This window comes from Lutibacter sp., assembly GCF_041555395.1.
Taxonomy (GTDB): Bacteria; Bacteroidota; Bacteroidia; order Flavobacteriales; family Flavobacteriaceae; genus Lutibacter.
In genome coordinates, this window is record NZ_JBFFKM010000047.1 from 1 (window position 1) to 20,076 (window position 20,076).

At 35.8% G+C, this 20,076-nt stretch carries 17 protein-coding genes; 6 read left to right on the forward strand and 11 right to left on the reverse strand.

Going from position 1 to position 20,076, the window contains the following annotated elements; all coding sequences use genetic code 11:
• The coding region (locus ABY285_RS09825; RefSeq protein WP_372769547.1) for an OmpA family protein at nt 1-969 on the forward strand (969 nt) is incomplete at its 5' end.
• Nucleotides 969-1,316, forward strand: coding sequence for a tRNA-binding protein (locus tag ABY285_RS09830; RefSeq protein WP_372769549.1), 348 nt, complete (start codon nt 969-971; stop codon nt 1,314-1,316). The genes ABY285_RS09825 and ABY285_RS09830, both read left to right, overlap by 1 nt.
• A 75-nt stretch (nt 1,317-1,391) precedes the next feature.
• Here ABY285_RS09830 and ABY285_RS09835 read toward each other — a convergent pair whose 3' ends face one another.
• From ABY285_RS09835 to ABY285_RS09845, 3 genes are read right to left on the reverse strand one after another with little or no spacing between them, the layout of a single operon-like run.
• Nucleotides 1,392-2,840: an NAD(P)(+) transhydrogenase (Re/Si-specific) subunit beta gene (locus tag ABY285_RS09835; protein ID WP_372769551.1), complete on the reverse strand. Its 1,449-nt coding sequence runs from the start codon at nt 2,838-2,840 to the stop codon at nt 1,392-1,394.
• Nucleotides 2,840-3,148 carry an NAD(P) transhydrogenase subunit alpha gene (locus tag ABY285_RS09840; protein ID WP_372769553.1) on the reverse strand — a complete coding sequence of 103 codons (309 nt, stop codon included), beginning with the start codon at nt 3,146-3,148 and terminating at the stop codon, nt 2,840-2,842. Before ABY285_RS09840 ends, ABY285_RS09835 begins: the two co-directional genes overlap by 1 nt.
• A 14-nt stretch (nt 3,149-3,162) precedes the next feature.
• The gene (locus ABY285_RS09845) at nt 3,163-4,263 is read right to left on the reverse strand and encodes a Re/Si-specific NAD(P)(+) transhydrogenase subunit alpha (protein WP_372769555.1); all 1,101 of its coding nucleotides are present in this window, start codon (nt 4,261-4,263) and stop codon (nt 3,163-3,165) included.
• Nucleotides 4,264-4,830: 567 nt separating this feature from the next.
• On the opposite strand from ABY285_RS09845, the gene ABY285_RS09850 reads away from it, so the two are divergent.
• Nucleotides 4,831-5,586: an MBL fold metallo-hydrolase gene (locus ABY285_RS09850; RefSeq protein ID WP_372769579.1), complete on the forward strand. Its 756-nt coding sequence runs from the start codon at nt 4,831-4,833 to the stop codon at nt 5,584-5,586.
• Between the two features lie 80 nt (nt 5,587-5,666).
• Here the strand turns inward: ABY285_RS09850 and mgrA are convergent, their stop codons facing one another.
• From mgrA to ABY285_RS09875, 5 genes are all read right to left on the reverse strand, one after another.
• Nucleotides 5,667-6,686, reverse strand: coding sequence for an L-glyceraldehyde 3-phosphate reductase (gene mgrA, locus ABY285_RS09855; RefSeq protein WP_372769557.1), 1,020 nt, complete (start codon nt 6,684-6,686; stop codon nt 5,667-5,669).
• A 325-nt stretch (nt 6,687-7,011) separates the two neighbouring features.
• The gene (locus tag ABY285_RS09860) at nt 7,012-7,326 is read right to left on the reverse strand and encodes an HPF/RaiA family ribosome-associated protein (protein ID WP_372769559.1); all 315 of its coding nucleotides are present in this window, start codon (nt 7,324-7,326) and stop codon (nt 7,012-7,014) included.
• Between the two features lie 243 nt (nt 7,327-7,569).
• Entirely contained in the window at nt 7,570-8,502 is a 933-nt protein-coding gene (gene corA, locus ABY285_RS09865) for a magnesium/cobalt transporter CorA (protein WP_372769561.1), read from the reverse strand.
• Between the two features lie 278 nt (nt 8,503-8,780).
• Nucleotides 8,781-9,962, reverse strand: a complete 1,182-nt coding sequence (locus ABY285_RS09870; RefSeq protein WP_372769563.1) for an MFS transporter — start codon at nt 9,960-9,962, stop codon at nt 8,781-8,783.
• A 317-nt stretch (nt 9,963-10,279) separates the two neighbouring features.
• Nucleotides 10,280-11,422 (reverse strand): saccharopine dehydrogenase family protein, encoded by a 1,143-nt coding sequence (locus ABY285_RS09875; protein WP_372769565.1) that lies wholly within the window; start codon nt 11,420-11,422, stop codon nt 10,280-10,282.
• Between the two features lie 225 nt (nt 11,423-11,647).
• Between ABY285_RS09875 and ABY285_RS09880 the strand changes: the two genes are divergently transcribed.
• Nucleotides 11,648-12,499: a L,D-transpeptidase gene (locus ABY285_RS09880; RefSeq protein WP_372769567.1), complete on the forward strand. Its 852-nt coding sequence runs from the start codon at nt 11,648-11,650 to the stop codon at nt 12,497-12,499.
• Between the two features lie 235 nt (nt 12,500-12,734).
• On the opposite strand, the gene ABY285_RS09885 is transcribed toward ABY285_RS09880, so the two are convergent.
• The 3 genes from ABY285_RS09885 to ABY285_RS09895 all read right to left on the reverse strand — a co-directional run bounded on the left by ABY285_RS09885 (nt 12,735) and on the right by ABY285_RS09895 (nt 16,448).
• Nucleotides 12,735-13,592: a universal stress protein gene (locus ABY285_RS09885; protein ID WP_372769569.1), complete on the reverse strand. Its 858-nt coding sequence runs from the start codon at nt 13,590-13,592 to the stop codon at nt 12,735-12,737.
• Between the two features lie 8 nt (nt 13,593-13,600).
• Nucleotides 13,601-15,226 carry a BCCT family transporter gene (locus ABY285_RS09890; protein WP_372769571.1) on the reverse strand — a complete coding sequence of 542 codons (1,626 nt, stop codon included), beginning with the start codon at nt 15,224-15,226 and terminating at the stop codon, nt 13,601-13,603.
• Between the two features lie 70 nt (nt 15,227-15,296).
• A complete protein-coding gene (locus ABY285_RS09895; RefSeq protein WP_372769573.1) occupies nt 15,297-16,448 on the reverse strand; it encodes a hypothetical protein in 1,152 nt (383 codons plus the stop codon).
• Between the two features lie 792 nt (nt 16,449-17,240).
• Here ABY285_RS09895 and acsA point away from each other — a divergent pair.
• Complete coding sequence (gene acsA / locus ABY285_RS09900; protein ID WP_372769576.1) at nt 17,241-18,974, forward strand: acetate--CoA ligase; 1,734 nt, start codon at nt 17,241-17,243, stop codon at nt 18,972-18,974.
• A 6-nt stretch (nt 18,975-18,980) separates the two neighbouring features.
• Complete coding sequence (gene pdhA, locus ABY285_RS09905; RefSeq protein ID WP_372769577.1) at nt 18,981-19,973, forward strand: pyruvate dehydrogenase (acetyl-transferring) E1 component subunit alpha; 993 nt, start codon at nt 18,981-18,983, stop codon at nt 19,971-19,973.
• Nucleotides 19,974-20,076 lie beyond the last annotated feature (103 nt).

Genomic DNA, 20,076 nt, shown 5'->3' on the forward strand with positions numbered 1-20,076 from the left:
GATGGAAAATACAATGTAGAAACAACAAAAACACTAAAATTAACACCTGTTGAATGTGTTCAATTGTTAAGCGGAACTGTTTTGGACAGTAAAATCAGGCAGCCAATTGACCAGGTTATGGTTTCCTTGTTTCAAAATAATACCTTGATTGAAAAGCAAATCATCTCCAAAAATTCAACCTATAAATTTAAGATTGAATGCAATAAAACGTACAAACTTGTTGCCGAAAGGGAAAATTATGAAACTGCCGAAATAGCAATTTCAACCGATGGAAAATACAATGCAGAAACAACAAAAACACTAAAATTAACACCTGTTGAATGTGTTCAATTGTTAAGCGGAACTGTTTTGGATGAAGAAACTAATTTGCCACTTTCAAATGCAATGGTCACGATATACCGTGGAAAGGAATTGTTGGAAAGAATCAATTTAGATGCCAATACAGCTTTCAATTACAAATTGTTATGTGAAAGCCAATATCTATTTAAAGTATCGTTAAAAGATTATCATGATGCCGTTTCTGAAGTGAAAACTTCAAACCAGCGCGATGAATCGTTAAACTTGGTGTTAAAATTGGAATCTTCCATTGAATTTGTTTCTGATCATGATCAAAAAATGATTAAAACCAAAACTATTAATTTTGATTTGAATCAATCGAAAATTAGATTAGATGCTGCTATTGAGCTTAATAAAGTGATTGCCATTTTAAGGAAATATCCAAACCTTAAAATTGAAATAAAATCACATACCGACAGTAGGGCTCCGGCTGATTATAATATGACACTCTCAAGTGATAGAGCACAAAGTGTGATTGCTTATATCATTTCATATGGCATTGATCAAAACAGAGTGTCGGGCAGGGGATATGGAGAAACCCAACTGTTGAACAATTGTGTTAAAGGCGTAAAATGTACTGAAGCTGAACATCAAATGAACAAGCGAACTGAATTTATTATTAGCGAAGAATAATGATGACAAAACCAGAAATTACTTTTGATGATTTTAATAAAGTTGACATGAGGATAGGAACTATCATTGAGGTTAACGAATTTCTGAAAGCGAAAAAACCAGCTTATCAGTTAACAATAGATTTTGGGGATTTGGGAATTAAAAAATCGAGTGCGCAAATAACACAATTATATACTAAAGAAGCTTTACTGAATAAGCAAATATTGGCCATCGTCAATTTTAAAAATAAGCAAATCGCCAATTTTATAAGTGAATGTTTGGTGTTGGGCATTGAAAATGATAAAAAGGAAATTGTGCTCTTACAGGCATCAAAATCAGCTATTAATAAGGGTGAACAAGTAAGTTAGTTGCGTTTTATAAAAAAATCGGGTAAATATTCAATGGAATATTTACCCGATTTAAAATTTATAATAAAAATAGAATTACATATTTTTAAGCTCGCTAACCAATTCCGTTAAAGCACTTTTAGCATCGCCAAAAAGCATAGAGGTTTTTTGATTAAAGAATAATTCATTTTCAATTCCGGCATATCCTGGATTCATACTTCGTTTGTTTACGATAATATGTTTGGCGTTTTCAACGTCCAAAATAGGCATTCCGTAAATAGGGCTTGAAGGATCGTTATGCGCGGCAGGATTTACAACGTCGTTTGCGCCAACAACCAATACCACATCTGTATTAGGAAATTGCGGATTAATATCATCCATTTCTATTAACTTATCGTAAGAGACGTTGGCTTCAGCCAATAATACATTCATATGTCCGGGCATACGACCTGCAACAGGATGAATGGCATATTTTACATTAACGCCTTTTTTAGTTAGGAGTTCATCAAGCTCGTGAATTACATGTTGGGCTTGTGCAACAGCCAAACCATAACCAGGAACAATTACCACATTGGTTGAGTAATTCATCATCACAGCGGCATCACTTGCGCTTGTTTTTTTGATGTTTCCGCCCGATTTCCCAACAGCTGCTGTAGCGGCATCTCCACCGCCTCCAAAAGCACCAAAGACAACACTTCCCAGTGATCGATTCATTGCCTTACACATGGCAAAAGTTAAAATTAATCCGGCCGAACCTACTAAAATACCGCCTACCAACATCACCATATTTCCATATAAAATCCCTGTAATTGCCGCAGCAATACCAGTTAAGGAGTTTAAAAGGGAAATGACAACAGGCATATCTGCACCTCCAATTGGAGCCACAAACAAATAGCCATATATTAATGAGGCAATCAACAAAATATAGATTAAAACCAAACTGTCAGTATTCATCATAACAATGTATGCTCCAAATGCAACAAGTGCTAAAAAGAGTAAATTATTAATGAGGTTGTAATTTGGAAGTCGGAGATCCTTCATGGAGCCATTTAATTTTGCCCAGGCCACGATACTTCCGGTAAAAGTTATGCTTCCTATGATAATGGCAGATAAAATAGTGGTTACTATTGATGATGAAGCTTTATTTATATCATCAACGCCCACGTTTTTACTGAATTCAACCAAACCTATTAATAAGGCGCTTCCACCTCCAAAACCATTGAATAAAGATACCAATTCCGGCATTTTTGTCATTTTAACTTTCATTGCCATAAACCAGCCAATAATTGATCCCAATAAAATAGCCGCTACAATCAGGGAATAGACCAATGTTGAAACTGTTTGAAATAATGGCACAGTTTGGGTAATTCCGTCTGTGACAATATCTTTTTCCTGTAAAAATAAAGTTGCTATAATAGCGAGAACCATACCTGTTCCAGAAATTAAATTTCCTTTTTTTGCTGTTGCAGGATGCCCCAGCATTTTTAAACCGACAATAAAAGTTACGGTTGTAATCAAATAGATAATACCTAATGCTATACTCATTATTTTTTCTTTTTAAACATTTGTAACATTCTGTCGGTTACGGCAAAACCGCCAACCACATTTATCATTCCCAGCACTACGGCAACAAATCCTAAAGCCAATGCAATATAATTGGTTGGATCTGACTGAAGCATGACTATAATTGCACCAACAATCACAACGCCGGATAGTGCATTTGCACCCGACATTAATGGGGTATGCAAAACCGTTGGTACATTTTTGATTAATTCAACCCCAATAAATATGGCCAATATCAGGATGTATAATAAGTCAAGATTATTGCTGATAAATTCTATTAATTCATTCATGATTTATTTAGTTTTTAGTTTTTTCTAATTTTTCCTTCATGTACAATTAAAGTTCCATCGGTAATTTCTTCTTCCAATTCCCACTTAAATTGATTATTTTCAGTTAAATGCATTAGGAAATTATACATGTTTTTGCCATATAATTCGCTAGCATTCGTTGAAACGCTTACCGGAGCCATAGTGGATCCCATAATTTTTACGCCATGTTTGATGACTGTTCTATCTAATTCACTTCCCTCGCAGTTTCCGCCTTGTGCAGCAGCCAGGTCAATGATCACAGCGCCATTTTTCATTTGTTTTACTTGTTCTTCCGTAATTAATACAGGTGCTTTTCGTCCTGGAACCATTGCTGTAGTAATCACCAAATCAGCTTCAAATAAAGATTTGTTAACAGCTTCTTTTTGTCGGCGAGCATAATCTTCGGAAGCTTCTTTGGCATAACCGCCTTCTGATTCTTCACCGGTATTGTCCACCGAAATAAATTTTGCGCCTAATGATTCCGCTTGTTCTTTGGTCTCCATTCTAATATCTGTAGCCATAACTACGGCACCTAAACGTTTTGCGGTGGCAATTGCCTGTAAACCGGCAACGCCAATACCGTAAATTAAAACTTTTGAAGGAATAATTGTTCCTGCTGCAGTCATCATTAACGGAAATATTCTGGTTATTTCATTTGCGCCCACAATCACCGCTTTATAGCCTGCCAAGTTGCTTTGTGAACTTAAAACATCCATATCCTGAGCTCTTGAGATACGCGGCATGGCATCCATAGAAAAGGCAGTTGCTCCTGTTGCTGCGATGGATTCAATAAGTTTCGGATTTGACAAATAATATAACTGACTCATTAAAATTTGGCCTTTTTGAACCAATTTTAAATCATCTTCGGTAAAAGGATTTATTTTTATAAGAACATTTGATTCCTTAAAAATGTCTGATCTGTATTTAACAACAGCTCCAACAAGGTCATAGTCTGAATTTTTAAATGACGAAGCGATGCCTGCATCTTCTTCAACCAAAACTTCAAATCCTTTTGCAACGAGTAGTTTGGCTATATTAGGCGAAATCGCTACCCGATTATCTCCTTTTTGTGTTTCTTTTAAAACGCCTATTTTCATATATGTAAGGTTTTATTTTATAAAATTATATGGAATGTTTATTTTGTTCATTTGAATTAAAAATGGAAAACCTGTTAAAAAAAGAAAACCGGATAAAAACCCAGTTTCAGACTTATGAAAGCCACCATAATAAAGAAGACTGTTAAAATCACCAAAAACCACAATAAACACGCTATAAAAACAATTTGGTGCCGATTGAAATTTCATCATTTTTTTTGTCTTTTAAATATAAGATGCAAAGGTACTGAAATATTCAATTATATAAATTAATAAAAAATACAATTTTAGGGAATTCGTGTTTTATTTGAATTTATAACAGTAAATAGGTGTTTTATTGTTATTTAAATACGCAAATATCCGTTCAAATTATCATTTTTATTAATAAACATAAAAATAGGCTGAAAAATTTCATGTGCTGTTTTTTTTAAACTATACTTGTATTGGATTGATTTTAGGTTTGAGTATTGAGAATTCAATTGCTTAATTGTCAAATTTAAGAATGAGTATATAATGAGTATATAAGGTCAGTTATTCGATTTTATGGATGTAAAATAACACACATTGCAAATTAAAATTACTTTTTTAGGTACTGGGACTTCCCAGGGAATTCCGGTTGTTGGCAGTACACACCCGGTTTGTTTATCTGCCGATAAGCGCGACAAGCGTTTACGCGTTTCAATTTTGGTAGAATGGGATCATTTTACGTATGTGGTAGATTGCGGTCCGGATTTCAGGTATCAGATGTTACGTGCCAATGTCACTAAAATTAATGGTGTTTTATTTACGCACATCCATTCGGATCATACAGCAGGATTAGACGATTTACGTCCTTTTAGTGCCAAGCTTGGGGCGGTGCCAATATATGCAAAAAAGGAGGTGCTAAACAATTTGGCCAGGCGTTTTGATTATATTTTTAATGATGAAAATAAATATATAGGAGCGCCAAGCGTGCAACAAAATGAGGTTAAAAACGAACCTTTTTTTATTGAAAATTTAAAAGTGATTCCCGTTGAAGTTTCTCATGGAGAGCTTCAAATTTTCGGATTCAGGTTTAATAATATTGCTTATTTAACCGATGTTAAAGCTATTTCTTCCGAAGAAAAATTAAAACTGCAGCATTTAGATGTACTAATTATAAATGCACTTCGAATTGAAACCCATCCCACACATTTAAATTTGGCAGAGGCAGTTGCGTTAAGCCAGGAGCTAAAAGCAAAAAGAACTTATCTAACGCACATAAGCGTTCGATTGGGATTTCATGCGGAAGTTGAAAAAACGCTACCCGAAAATGTATTTTTGGCTTATGACGGATTGGTTGTCTAAGCCTGACGCTTTTTTTTGAATATTTTAGCGGCTTCTATTTTATTGAAAAACCGCTATTTATTCAGAATCGCAAATATTATTTATTTCAGGATAGATTCAATTACCTCTAGATTTTCTGATGAAAATTGCAAATTATTCAATGATTTTAAACTATCCAATAACTGTTCGGGTTTGCTCGCACCAACCAAAACTGATGTAATTCGGGGATCTTTTAAGAGCCAGGCAATAGCCATTTGGGCTAAACTTTGGCCTCTTAATATTGCAATTTCATTGAGCTGGGACACTTTTGAAATCAGTTTTTTATCAATTTGGTCGGTTTTTAAATAACGCCCATCTTTTACAGCTCTGGAATCTTCAGGAAATCCGACCAAATATTTATCGGTTAAAATTCCTTGACTTAAAGGTGAAAAAGCAATGGCGCCAACACCTTCATTTTCCAACACATCTAAAAGTCCGTTTTCAACCCATCTGTCCATCATGTTGTATTTAGGCTGATGAATTAAACAAGGTGTTCCCATGTCTTTCAAAATTTTCGTTGCCTTTATAGTATCTTCAGCGCTATATTGTGAAATTCCTACATAAAGTGCTTTTCCTTGCCTAACAATATGATTCAGGGCACCCATAGTTTCTTCCAGCGGCGTTTTCGGATCGGGACGGTGATGGTAAAAAATATCGACATAATCAATTCCCATTCTTTGCAGACTTTGGTCCAAGCTTGAAATCAAATATTTTCTGGAACCAAAATTCCCATAAGGTCCTGGCCACATATCCCAGCCGGCTTTGGTAGAAATAATCAATTCATCTCTGTAAGGTTTAAAATCTTTTTTAAAAATAGCTCCAAAAGTGGATTCGGCGGCACCATAGGGCGGACCGTAATTGTTGGCCAAGTCAAAGTGGGTAATTCCGTTGTCAAAAGCGCATTTTAATAAATTTCGGGAATTTTTAAAATTGTCCGTTAACCCGAAATTATGCCACAAACCCAAAGAAATTTCAGGAAGCAATAAGCCGCTTTTTCCGGAGCGTCTGTAATTCATTTTATCATATCTTGTTTCTTTTGCCGGATAGCTTTTTTTATTGGAGACATCAAATAGTTTGCTCATTTTCGTTTGTTTTGTGTATGTTATATTTTTGTAGAAATTAATCAAAATTTACCATGTTCAGAAAAATAATGAACTTCTCAAAAGTACTAAAAACTTACGGTTGGTTGTATAAATAGCAATCAATTAATGATATCATTTTCCTCAAACGATGCAAGGGAATTTAGTGTAATGCTGACGCCAGGCAACTATAAAATAATACATGACAAATCAGCTCCAATTATAAGCGCGGATTCTCAGGTTAAAGAAATCGCAGTCAATCGTATTGGCATTTCCAGAATGGAATTGTATTTTGACACCGGTATCAGGCAAATCCCTTTTTTTTGGACTAATGATTGCTCAAACGACCAATTTTAGAATCAAGGGTTGTTTTTAATTTATCAATGGCACCTTCAACGGCCTGCTCATGATTGTTTGCAATGTTTGTAACAGCTATTGGTTTCATTCCTTCCAGTCTTGCTTCAACCAAACATCGTTTATCGTTTATTGCGTCTTTATGGCTGTTTTCATCTGAAAGATGTACTTCCAACCTTGTAATATGGTCGCTAAATCTGCTTAATTCTTCGGAAATATGGCTTTGTAATTGAGCTCTGAATTCTTTGTGTACTGTTAAATTATTGTCTGAATTTATTTGAATTGTCATAATTGTTTATTTTTTTTATGAAACTTTTTTGATGGAAAGTCTCGAGGTTGTTATTAGTAGGCAACTGAATTGCCACATTACAAATGTCGGGATTATTTGTAGAAAAAGTGTTACATAACTGTTAATAAAAGTTACAAAATTCACATATTTAAAACCGGGTGCAAACTAAATTTAAACTTTTTTATAGCAGATTTTAATTTTTAAATTTAAGAAAATAAAAAAATGCCATGAAGAGCGATTGCTTTATAACCATTTCTTTCGTTTAAAAAACATCAAAGTCAACGCCGACGACAAAAACATGAGCACACCTGCAAATGGATACCCAAAAGTCCATTCTAGTTCGGGCATAAATTTAAAATTCATGCCATACATACTGGCAATTAAAGTAGGAGGCATAAAAATGACAGTTACAACCGTAAATAACTTTATGATTCTGTTTTGTTCAATATCCACCAAACCTAAAAACGTATTTTGCAAAAATTCCAGACGTTCAAAATTAAAACCTGAATGTTCTAATAAAGAACTTACATCTTTTATCATGATTCGTATAGTTTCATAATCTTCTTTAGGGAAAATTTTACTTTTCAGCATCGATGATAGAATTCTTTGTTTTTCAACAATATTCTCACGTATCATGATTGTTGTTTCCTGCAACGCGGTTATTCTTAAAAGCAATTCTTTATCAAGCACTTTTTCTTTAATAAGTTCTTTGCTTATCATCGAGATTTTGTCTGTTACAGCTTCAATTAAATCTGCATCATAATCTATGCGTGCATCTAAGATGATAAGATAAATATCATCCCCTTCAAAAATTCGATTCAATCTCAATTTTTTATAAACGTCATCAAAAGTTCTGAATTGATATTCTCTTTGCGTAATCAATATTTTATTCTTGATGATAAATGAAACAGGTTCGTTAATAAAGTTTCCGACTTCTGTTTTGATGAAATTCAAATTTATACCTATTTCATCTTCAGTTTCAATATATTTTGAACTTGTTTCAATTTCTTCACTTTCTTGTTTTGTGAATAATTCTATACTGAATGTTTTTTCTATAAATTGTTTTTCGTCCTCGGTTGGATTAATTAAATCAATCCAGGCGATGCCGTCTTTTACAAAATTACTTCCGCTGCCGCGAACAATTTTTTTGTCTTTTACTAAAAAGTAATTAATCATTTATGATCTTGATTTAATCGTGTATTCAATTCGTTTTTATTGTCGGATATTCAGAAAGAAACCGAATAGTAAGCGTATTTTAATTCGTTAACGTGTAAAATTGTTCTGCTTAAATCTCGTTCAAATATATCATTTAATTTTATCGGCTCAATGAATAACTTAAAAGAATTATATTTCATAAAACAAACTTTAGATTTTTCTGAAAAAACCAAATGGTATGAAATACCAGTAGGAGGTTAACAGTAGGAGGTTACCAGTATTTGGTTGTTGTTTTAATGCTAGTTATTAGAAGTGGTTCCGGGTTTTGGAATAGTCAGGAAGTAAATCATAATGAATAAAGTTGCGGTTGCTGTTGTTAAAAAAGCTGCTGTCGCTCCAAAATTAAACCAAATAAGTCCGGTCAGCGAACTCGCCAGCATGGTACAAATGCTTTGCAAACCCGAAAATGTTCCAATAGCTGTTGCGGTATCTTTCTTGTCGGTGATGTTTGAAATCCACGCTTTTGAAATCCCTTCAGTTGCCGAAGCATAAATACCGTAAAGAAAAAACAATCCGAAAAAGAAGTAAAGGTTTGTATTTACCGCCATCCCAAAATAGACCATCGCAAAAAAAGCAAGTCCGATTATGAAAACTATTTTAAGTCCAATTTTATCAGCAAGAATACCAATAGGAAAAGCAAACACAGCATAAACCAGATTGTAAAAAATATAAATTCCTATCACCAAAGTATCATCAACTCCGGCTTCCTTTGCTTTCAGGATCAGGAAAACATCCGAGCTGTTGAAGATCGTAAATATTAAAAGTCCGATAACCAGTTTTCGGTATTCTGGCGGACTCACTTCCCAATATTTTAAGAACGAAAAAAAAGGCGTGGAAATTTTTGTTTTTTCTTTAATAACTCGTTTGTCTTTTAAGTAGAAAGAAGCTAAAATCGCCAAAAGACCGGGAATAAAGGCAATATAAAACAGCGTTATGTAGTCTTCCGGATAGAAATATAAGTAAAGCAACGCCAATGCCGGACCTAAAACGGCACCAAAAGTATCCATAGAGCGATGAAATCCAAAAACTTTTCCTTTTGTTTCCGATGTTGCTTCATCTGAAAGAATGGCGTCTCTTGCGCCTGTACGAATACCCTTTCCAAAGCGGTCAATGGTTCGTGCAAAAAATATCCAAAGGGGAAATATAAAAATAGCCATCATGGGTTTTGAGATAGCGCTGAATGCATAACCAATTTGCACAAACGGAACGCGTTTTCTTGAATTGTCGGAAAGCTTTCCGAAATAACCTTTACTTAATCCAGCCGTAGCTTCCGCAAATCCTTCAAGAACGCCGATGAGCACAATTGAAAACCCAATGGTCTTTAAGTAAATGGGCATAATGGGATACAGCATTTCGCTTGCAGTATCTGTTAGCAAACTTACCACCGATAAAATCCAGACTGTTTTTGTAATGTATTTCAAAATTAGGTTTGTTTGTAATTCGGTATGATCCCTTTTATGATTCAAATGTATCAATTAATTTTTAGAATTTACAGGTAAAAGCATCCAGTCTCGCTTCGCTCTTTTTTGTCGTGCGGTCGTGCAGTCTTGCCGTCTCGTCATTGCGAAGTTTTTGAAAAAAAACTGTGGCAATCTGTTTGTTAATAGAGCGCTATGTCCTGTTGAAGGTGTTATCTGCCTGCTAACATGAGTTTGTAGCGCTTCGCTTTTGTCGTGCGGTCTTGCGGTCTCATGAAAAACATTTGATTGTGTTGAATTGTGTAATTGTTAATTTCAATTTATGCTTTTCCATAAACCTTCCCGATATAATTTCCGTTTAAAAATTTTAAAGGAGTTATCTGGCTTTGAAGAATTACACCACTGAGGGAATTTTCAAGTAAAAGTTGTGCAGCCTGCACCAAAGGAGCGGCAGTGGTTGTTTGTATGGCTCTCAATTGATGTTTCCCCACTTTTTGTGGGCGAATGCGTTTGGCAATTTCTCTTTTTTGTAAAATGCCTTGCGCATCTTTGCCTTCTACGGAAGCGTATAAAATAATTTGATCGTCTTCAATATGAGGAATTACAGCCTCCATTTTTTGTTGCAGGTTTTTAATGGCATTGGACTTGTTTTTTATACGGGCAAGTTGTTCATCAACCCATGAATAATGCCCCGGATGGCGTAAAGTTTTGTAGTCAAGTGAACGCACCTTTCCCGATAACGCATCCGGTAAATCGGCAGCGCCTCCTGAAGTTAAATCATCTTCATAGGCAATCCCGCCTATAATAATGGTTGCTCTTTCTGACAATGCGGGGAGGTTTGTTTTTTTAAAATCTCGAAGCACAACGGCTTCTTTTATATATTCAGTTGACACGCCAACCGGACTCCATGTAAATCCGTAGTAATGCGGTGCAACGGCATGGGCTGTTAACGCACCTACTTTAAATTCAAGTTTATCCACTTTATCCACTTCAAATTCTTTGCAAAACTGTTGAAAAAGTTTGTTGGCAAGCAAATCTATGTAACCAGGAGCCAAACCTGTTTGAAGCACAAAACCGGTTTTGGCATCCTTTGCCAGCGCCATTATTTTATTGGTTTCTTCAACATATTCGGTAAGGTTGGCATAATGCATGCGGAAGTCTTTCGCGAATTGGGCCATTTTTGGAGCCTGACTGCCCGGCAAACAATCAAGAATAATAGCTCCCTGATGAAAGATTTCTTTCATTTCTTCAGTAATGCCATTTTCGGGAAGGTGAAAACTTTTAACGGTGCAAGGTTTCGTTGTTCCTGCTTCAATCCATTTGGCTACTTTCACAGCTTTTGAAAGCGTTCGGTTTCCAATAAACAGGGTAGGCGTCACAGCACTCCATTCCATCAATATCAAGCCTGCTGCTTCAGCAATTCCGCCTGCTCCTGCAATAATAATATTGAAATGCTTTTTCATACATGAAAGATACAAATTATTCTTTATACCATTTGAATGTTTAATTGGTATTATCGATTATTCAGGATAAATCAAAAATGTACGGGTTGTGTGAGAGTAACGAATTTAGCGAACAAAATCACATATGAAACGCACCATGAATGTGTGAATAAAGTAACTTATTCAGATAATTGTGTAACACTTTACCCAGTTGAAAAGCCAACATTTGTTCTAAAGAATCTAAGTATGAAAAAATCACTCCTCTTATTAAATATGATTGTTATGGTCTTATTGTTTTCCTGCAACCGCAATGAAAACGTTGACGCTAAAAAAGTGCCAATAACGATAAAAAGACAACAACCAAAATCTGTTTCCTATCAAATAGAAGATGCCAAGCTATGGTTATCAGCAAACGTTAAGGATGCTAAAAAACTGCGTATTGCAACTTCTGTAAACAGAACCGACAAGGAAAATTTTGCGAAAATGGATTCTGTAATTATACCTGTTGATATGACTGGCGATATGGAATATTATCTTCCGTTTCCATTGACGGTTTCTTACCTGAAGGCTATTGATAAGATTATTTTTTTCTCGTACCCTACACAAACATTTGCCGCTTATGAAAAGGGGGAATTGATTTACACCGGTCCGACAAGTATGGGCAGAAAGCAGGACCAAACGCCAACCGGACTCTTTTATGCCAACTGGAAGGCTGAAGAAACAACCAGTACTTTTAATGATGAGTGGGATTTACGCTGGAACTTTAATGTAGAAAATTTGTTAGGTGTTGGCTGGCATCAGCATAGTTTACCAGGTTATCCCGCTTCGCACGCCTGTATGAGACTTCAGGAAAATGATGCCCGTTACCTTTATGACTGGGCGGATCAATGGATATTGACTGCTCATGATAGTGTTTTGGTTAAAGGTACACCCGCAATTGTTTTTGGGAGTTATGATTTCGATGGCCTTAAACCTTGGCTGCAATTAATTGGCAATCCGAAAGCAATGGATATTTCTGAAAAAGAAATTCAAAATCAAACCAAACCTTTTTTGAAAAGTATTTTAGCCGAGCAGGAAAACAGAGAAGCGAAAGGATAGGGTTACAGTAATAAAGGGGTTAATTTAGATGTGCTATTTGTTTTCTTTTTGCTGTTGTTTATTTTATTGTTCCTGTGCTTTTTAAATATGAAAAGAAGTGAATTTTTTTAAAGACTTTAATTCTTTAAAATCCAGATACTGATCAATTCCACCGACCATTTTTATATATTTTAATTTATTTTTTTGGTTTTAGCCTTAAAGTTTCTGAATTCTTAACGCAATATTTTTCGGATTTCTACTTTATGATCCATAAAGGCACTTCAATATCCTGATTAAATAGCTCTTCGGTAACGCTTCCCACCAATAAGGAAGAGAAAACATTATGACCTTTGTCACCCACAATAATAAGATCTGCTTTGGCTGCTTCAGCTTTGATACGCAGTTTTTCTGCTACCCCGCTTTCTCTTCCCGGAATAATTTCTGAAGATAATTGACCTTTGTATCCAATCTTTTTTATAAATTTTTCAAATTTTTCCTTTAAATGATTTTCTATCTTCCGGTCCAGACTTTCTTTTGGAATATAGGGAGAGAATTGTATCGGCACATTGTAAACATGTACTGCTTTTACGCTTGCCGATGTGGCTCTTTGTAATTTTTCAGCCATTTTAAAAACCTTATTGGAAGCACTTGAAAAATCTGTTCCCGCCCAAACATTGCTAATAACTGGCTTTGCATCTCTAGGAATAGAAAGGATACTACATTTAAGCATACGCAGTAATTTCCCGCTAACTACGCCTGTACCATTTATCCTGTTTTTATTTCCGATTAAAGCAAGTTGAATATCATATTTGTGAACAATATAATTGATAAGGGATTCAGAATAAGGATCTTCTGAAATAAGCACCTCCCATTTTGCTGATGATTTGAATATTTTTTCAACCTTTTCATTTAATTCATCCCCAATTATTTCGTCAAGATTGAGGTCTTTTAACTGTTCATCAAATAATTCTGAGATTTCATACTTTTTAATATTATGTACAAAATACACATTTTTTACCTGTAGGATTTCTGCAATGAATGATGCATAATCAATTAAGGTGCTGTCGATTTCTGTGAGGTCTAAAGCAACCAGGATATTTTTTATTTCAGTCATTATAAAAATTATTTAATATTGTTTTGCTGATTAACATTTCGTTTTTTAACGATGGAAGAAATTAACTCTTCATAATTCTCAAGTTCTTTTAGGGATTCCCGCTTTTTTAGTTTCTGCAGGTCTTCTTTTAGCCCTTTATAAAGTGACAGGCACATAATTAATAAAATCACAGCAAAGGGCAGTCCTGTTACAATAGTGGCTGTTTGAAGTGCCTGTAATCCGCCGCCTATCAAAAGAACCGCAGCAACACCGCCTTCAGCAAAAGCCCAAAAGATTCTTTGGCCTACAGGCGCATCTATTTTACCGCCGGAGGTTAAGTTATCTACCACCAAAGATCCGGAATCTGAAGAGGTAACAAAGAATCCTGCAATTAAAATTATAGCAATAATATTAAGAATAAATGCGAATGGATAATCTTCCAAAAAAACAAACAGGGCTGTGGCCACATTATCGTTTACGGCATTTACAATAGTATCATCTCCAAGAAGCGCCTGATGTATCGCAGTGCTTCCAAAAGCTGATATCCAGAAAAAAGTTACAATAGAAGGAACTAGTAAAACTCCCAGTATAAATTCACGTACGGTACGACCCTTGGAAATACGGGCAATAAACATTCCAACAAAAGGTGACCAGGCAATCCACCATCCCCAGTAAAAAACGGTCCAGGCATTTTGCCAATTTGCGCCGGTGTAGCTTTCTGTCCAGGTTGCAACTTCAAGAAAACCGGATAAATAATTACCTGTATTTTGAACAAAGGATTTAAAAATAAATATTGTTGGTCCCAAAATCAATACAATGAGAAGAAATAGCACAGCTATTCTCATATTCCATTCACTTAAAACCCTTACCCCTTTATCAACACCCAAAACTACTGAAACTGTAGCAATTAAGGTGATTCCTCCAATCAGACTTATTTGAGTTTGTACCCCGCTGTCTATTCCGAAGAGGTGATTTAAACCTGCCGCAATTTGTTGAACGCCCAGCCCTAATGAAGTGGCGAGACCAAATAAAGTGGCGAGCACAGCAAAAATATCTATGGCATCTCCAATTTTTCCATAAATTTTATCTCCCAAAAATGGATAAAAAATAGATCTGATAGTGAGTGGAAGTCCGCGGGAATAAGTGAAATATGCCAGAGATAATCCTACCAATGCATAAACTGCCCAAGCGTGAAAACCCCAGTGTAAAAAGGTAAACCTCATAGCTTCTTTGGCTGCTTCGGCGGTTCCGCCTTCTGCCATTGGGGGGCTTAAAAAATGATAAATAGGTTCTGAAATACTCCAAAACAACAATCCAATTCCCATTCCCGCACTAAATAACATAGCGAACCAGGAAATGGTTTTGAATTCGGGTTTTGCGCTTTGTCCGCCAATACGTAACTGTCCAAATTTGCTAAAAGCCAGATAAACCATAAATATTAAAAAAACATTTACGCTTAAAATAAAAAACCATCCGGCCTTATTTGCGACAAAATTTTGTGTTGCGGTAAAATAATGTTCTGCCCTATTCTTAAACATCAGGGTTAATGTTATAATTAGGATGACGGTAATTGCTGAGGTGAAAAACACAGGTCCGTTTACGTTTAATCCAAAAATGGATTTTTTCTCATCACTTCTTATAATTTTCTTAGCCATATAGCATCTAGTTTATTGTTATAATTTTATTTTTGAGCTTTTTTTAAATGCTCTTATTCAGATATAAATTTTAAAAATAGTAACCAATATTAATGTTAAATCTTGCTTCCCATTTTGCATCAGGATTTCCTTTGGAGAAATCATCCACAAAATTTCCGCCTAACCAGGAATGATTGTAACCTGCGGCATAATCAATATAGGTATACACACTTCCGGCAGAGACTAATACTCCGGTAACATTCATATAGGAATTGGTAAATTCGGTTGCTTTTTTCTGCATAAAACCAAAATCATTATAGATCTGCAAATTTGTGACAGGCCCCCATGCTACCGGAACATTTCTGGAGATTCCCAAGGAATACATATTAAAATCGGCAGCCACTTCATACGGCGCGCCATAGGCAGCCATCTTAATGATATTCGTTGGTTCTCCTTGGGCATTCTTCGGGTTATGGGAAGCTGTAATAAATTGGGCTTTTCCGTTCCATTTCCCTTTGGTTATTTCATAATGAGCTGCAAAAGCAGCGTGATTTCCCATTTCTTGGGTATCTAGATTATAAATACCGCCATATTGCAGGGAAACTCCCAGCTTATTTGCAGACTCTTCTCCAAATTTGTAAATAAATTTTCCGTTAAATTGATTTACTTCTTTATTTCTGCCGGCGATATCATAAGAATAACGGTTTGGAGAAATTTCGGTATTGTTGCCAAATCTTAATTCTTCTGCATTTTTGAAGAATGCCAGTTGGTATTCAAATTTTTCACCTGCATGCATAAATTTCACACCCATATCATGGTCATCTTCCATTCCTACATAATAGGTCAGGTTGAAAAACCAGTTGTGAGAGTTGTATTGTTGAATTCCAAAAGGAACCTGAGTTAAACCAATATGGATTTGATCCAGTTTATTGAAATTGTAACCTACCCAACCTTGCTTTAAGAATCCGCCTCCAAAACCTTCAGAATATAATCTGTATTCGGCATTCAGAAATAATCCTTTGTATGCAGCTTCTGTATTTATTCGGAACATATCATATCCAAAATCTCCACCTCGTATTTTCTGACCTTCTTTCCAGGAGGATAAATTATAGTTGAAACGCAATGCTCCGCCAATTTTGAGTTCCGGTTTTTCTTGAGCCATTATAGGAAATACCATTAGCAAGGCTAAGATTGCAAGGCAAAAAGTTTTTGAGAATTGTAAATGAATAATTTTTTCTAACATATAGTGATTTAAAAAAACAAATAAATTAGTGATTAATTATGATTAAAATAAAAAATTTCAGAAAATTAACAAATGATTGTTGTTACAAAAGTCTTGTAAGACAATAATAAGATTTAAAAATGGAATTAACAGTAGACTTTTATCCTTGGCAAATATAAGCCAATTATAGCAGAACCCTGGATTTTTTAGGATTCTGTTATTTGAAAGGGTAAAAAATTATAAAGAATTTATTGTTTGAGCTATATATTTCCAACAGATACAAGGTTTATTTTTTCTTTATTAATAAGTTCTTTAGCTGATTGAGGTTGAATAAGTCAAGGAAAATAGTACTGAAATTAAAATATTGTGATTTTTAGCGTTTCTTATTGATAAATTTTTCAAAATAATTTTAAATTATCTAAATTTCACCATATAAAGTGATTGATTTTTTATTCGGTTTTACAAGATTTGGTAAAAAAAAGGGTGAGGTTAAAACCGATATTTTCGTCAAGTTCATAAATCCAAAGGCAATAAATGGATAAATAATTAGGCAACAATTATTAGAAAAAGAAATAATAATTGAGAAAAATTCATTATCTTCATTAGGATTTTTAAAATGAGTTAGTGGACTATTAATGGAGCAAACCAGGAATAATTGATGCGCAATTTTTAAACTAAAACCAACTCCAATAATCTTGGAAAGTTCATTTAAAAACAAACAGTCTATTTAGACTATGTTTTTTGGTATTAAATGCCATTCAAAAACCCCGTGAGTATTTCAAATATGATTTTGTAACGCAAATTCAATTTATCATGGAAGTTAAAAATAAAATAATTGCACCCAACCTAAAAAATTATGACGAATTATACGAGGAATTTAGCTGGCGGAAAGAACAGGCTTTTTTATACGGCCTGCCCGATGGAAAAGGCTTGAATATCGCTTACGAAGCTATTGATCGTCATGCAGATAATCATTTGAAAAGCACCATAGCAATTCGCCTGATTCGAAAAGATAAAAGCATTCAGGATTTTACTTATTCAGATTTAAAGAAACAGACATCAAAGTTTGCCAATGTAATGAAAACCATAGGGGTAAAAAAGGGTGAGAGTGTTTTTACCTTGCTTGGAAGATCCCCTGAATTGTATATTACTGCATTGGGCACTTTGAAATATACGGCTGTTTTTTGCCCGTTGTTTTCAGTTTTCGGGCCTGAACCTGTTTTTCAAAGAATGAGCAAGGGTATTGGGGTTATTTTGGTTACCACCAAAGCATTTTATGAGAAAAAGGTGAAACAACAGCTCAACCGTCTTCCTTCGCTTCGATTTATTTTACTGACAGATGTCGAGGAACATCTTTCTGAAACGGTGATGTCTTTTTCAACATTAATGGAACAGGCTTCCGAGGAATTTGAAATTCCGCCCACCAACCCTGAAGATTCCGCATTGCTTCATTTCACAAGCGGAACCACCGGAATGCCAAAAGGAGCATTGCATGTTCATAATGCGGTGCTTACCCATTATACAACAGGAAAGTATGTGCTTGATTTTCATAAAGGAGATATTTTTTGGTGTACTGCAGATCCGGGTTGGGTAACGGGTACTTCCTACGGGATCATTGCGCCTTTAGTGAATGGCGTTACCAGCATAGTAGATGAACAAGAGTTTGATGCTGCAAGATGGTATTCCCTGCTTGAAGAACAAAAGGTTAACATATGGTATACCGCACCTACAGCCATCAGAAGATTGATGCGCATGGATATGATTCCCCGGGAAAAATACAATTTGGAAAACTTGAGGCTTGTATTGAGCGTAGGAGAACCATTGCATGCAGAGGAGGTGATATGGGGTGAAAAAGCTTTTGGAATGCCCATTCTTGACAACTGGTGGCAAACGGAAACGGGAGGTATTATGATCGCAAATTATCGTTCCATGAAAGTAAAACCAGGCTCAATGGGAAAACCATTACCGGGGGTAGAAGCTGCAATAGCGGATATTAATGAAAGCGGAATTAAAATTTTAACGGAACCGGAAGCACAGGGACACCTGGTTTTGAAAAAAGGCTTTCCTTCATTGTTTCGAGCCTATCTTCATGACAAAGAGCGTTTTGATAAATGCTTTGTCGGTGAATGGTATATCAGCGGGGATTTGGCGAAAAAAGATGCAGACGGTTATTTTTGGTTCATTAGCCGGGCAGATGACATCATAAAAACCTCCGGGCACATGGTAGGCCCTTTAGAGGTGGAAAGCACCTTGATGAAACATGAAGCGGTTGCCGAGGCCGCCGTAATTGGCAAACCGGAACCTTCAATTGGAGAGCTGGTGAAGGCTTTCATTGTATTGAAAGCGCAATATGCAGCAAGTGATGAAATGAAGTTAAATATCATTGGCTTTGCACGAAAAGAACTGGGATCTGCTGTAGCGCCTAAAGAAATTGAATTTATTGCCGGTATTCCCAAAACCAAAAGCGGAAAGGTATTAAGAAGATTGTTAAAAGCCCGTGAACTTGGATTGCCGGAGGGAGACACCTCCACACTTGAACAAAACTGAAAAATTATGAAAAAAATGAAGCCGGATACCACAAACTCAGAGGCGAAAAAAGGTGCTGATTTTCTTTATCAAATGATTTTGATACGCAGGTTTGAAGAGAAATCTGCCGAAGAATATACCAAATCCAAGATTAGAGGATTTCTGCATTTGTATGTTGGTGAAGAAGCCGTTGCGGTAGGGGTTACACAGGCATTGACAGCTGAGGACAATATTTTAAGCACTTACCGTGAACATGGTCATGCCTTGGCGCGTGGAATAGATGCAGGGGAAATAATGGCCGAGATGTATGGCAAACAAGAAGGTTGCAGTCTTGGCAGGGGAGGTTCCATGCACTTGTTTGACACATCCAAAAATTTTTATGGTGGCAATGCTATTGTTGCAGGACATCTTCCTGTGGCGGTTGGTTTGGGACTGGCGTCTAAAAAATTAAAGAAGAAGAATATTATTTGTTGCTTTTTTGGTGAAGGCGCAGCAGCCGAAGGGGAATTCCATGAAGCCATGAATCTTGCGTCTTTATGGCAGGTTCCTGTGCTGTTTGTTTGCGAAAACAACAAGTATGCTATGGGAACAGCCATTCGCTATACCCATGCGATGCAGGAACTCGAAAAAAAAGGTGCCGGTTATGGTGTCGATTCTGCTGCTGTTGACGGTATGGATTTATTGGCGGTAATGAATGCTGCCGATGAAGCTGTGCAAAAAATTAAAAGGACGGGGAACCCCTATTTTCTTGTTTGCAATACCTATCGTTTTCGTGCACATTCCATGTTCGATGCCGAATTGTATCGCGATAAAAAAGAAGTGGAAGAATGGAAAAAACGCGATCCTATTCCCCAGTTTCAGGAATACCTGTTAAAAGAAAAATTAATCAGTGAAGCGGAAATAAAAGCTATTGAAAACAGCGTGGATAATGAAATTCAAAAGGCAGTTGATTTTGCAGAGAAAGGAACCGATGTGCCTTTGGATGAATTGACAAAATTTGTTTATACAGAAATAGAATGAAATATTAAATGAGTTTAAAAAATGTTTTATAAAGTATGAAAACACAAAATAAACCAAAGGAATTTCCGGTTATTCCGGGGCTTCCTGAAATCGATCCGGGAAA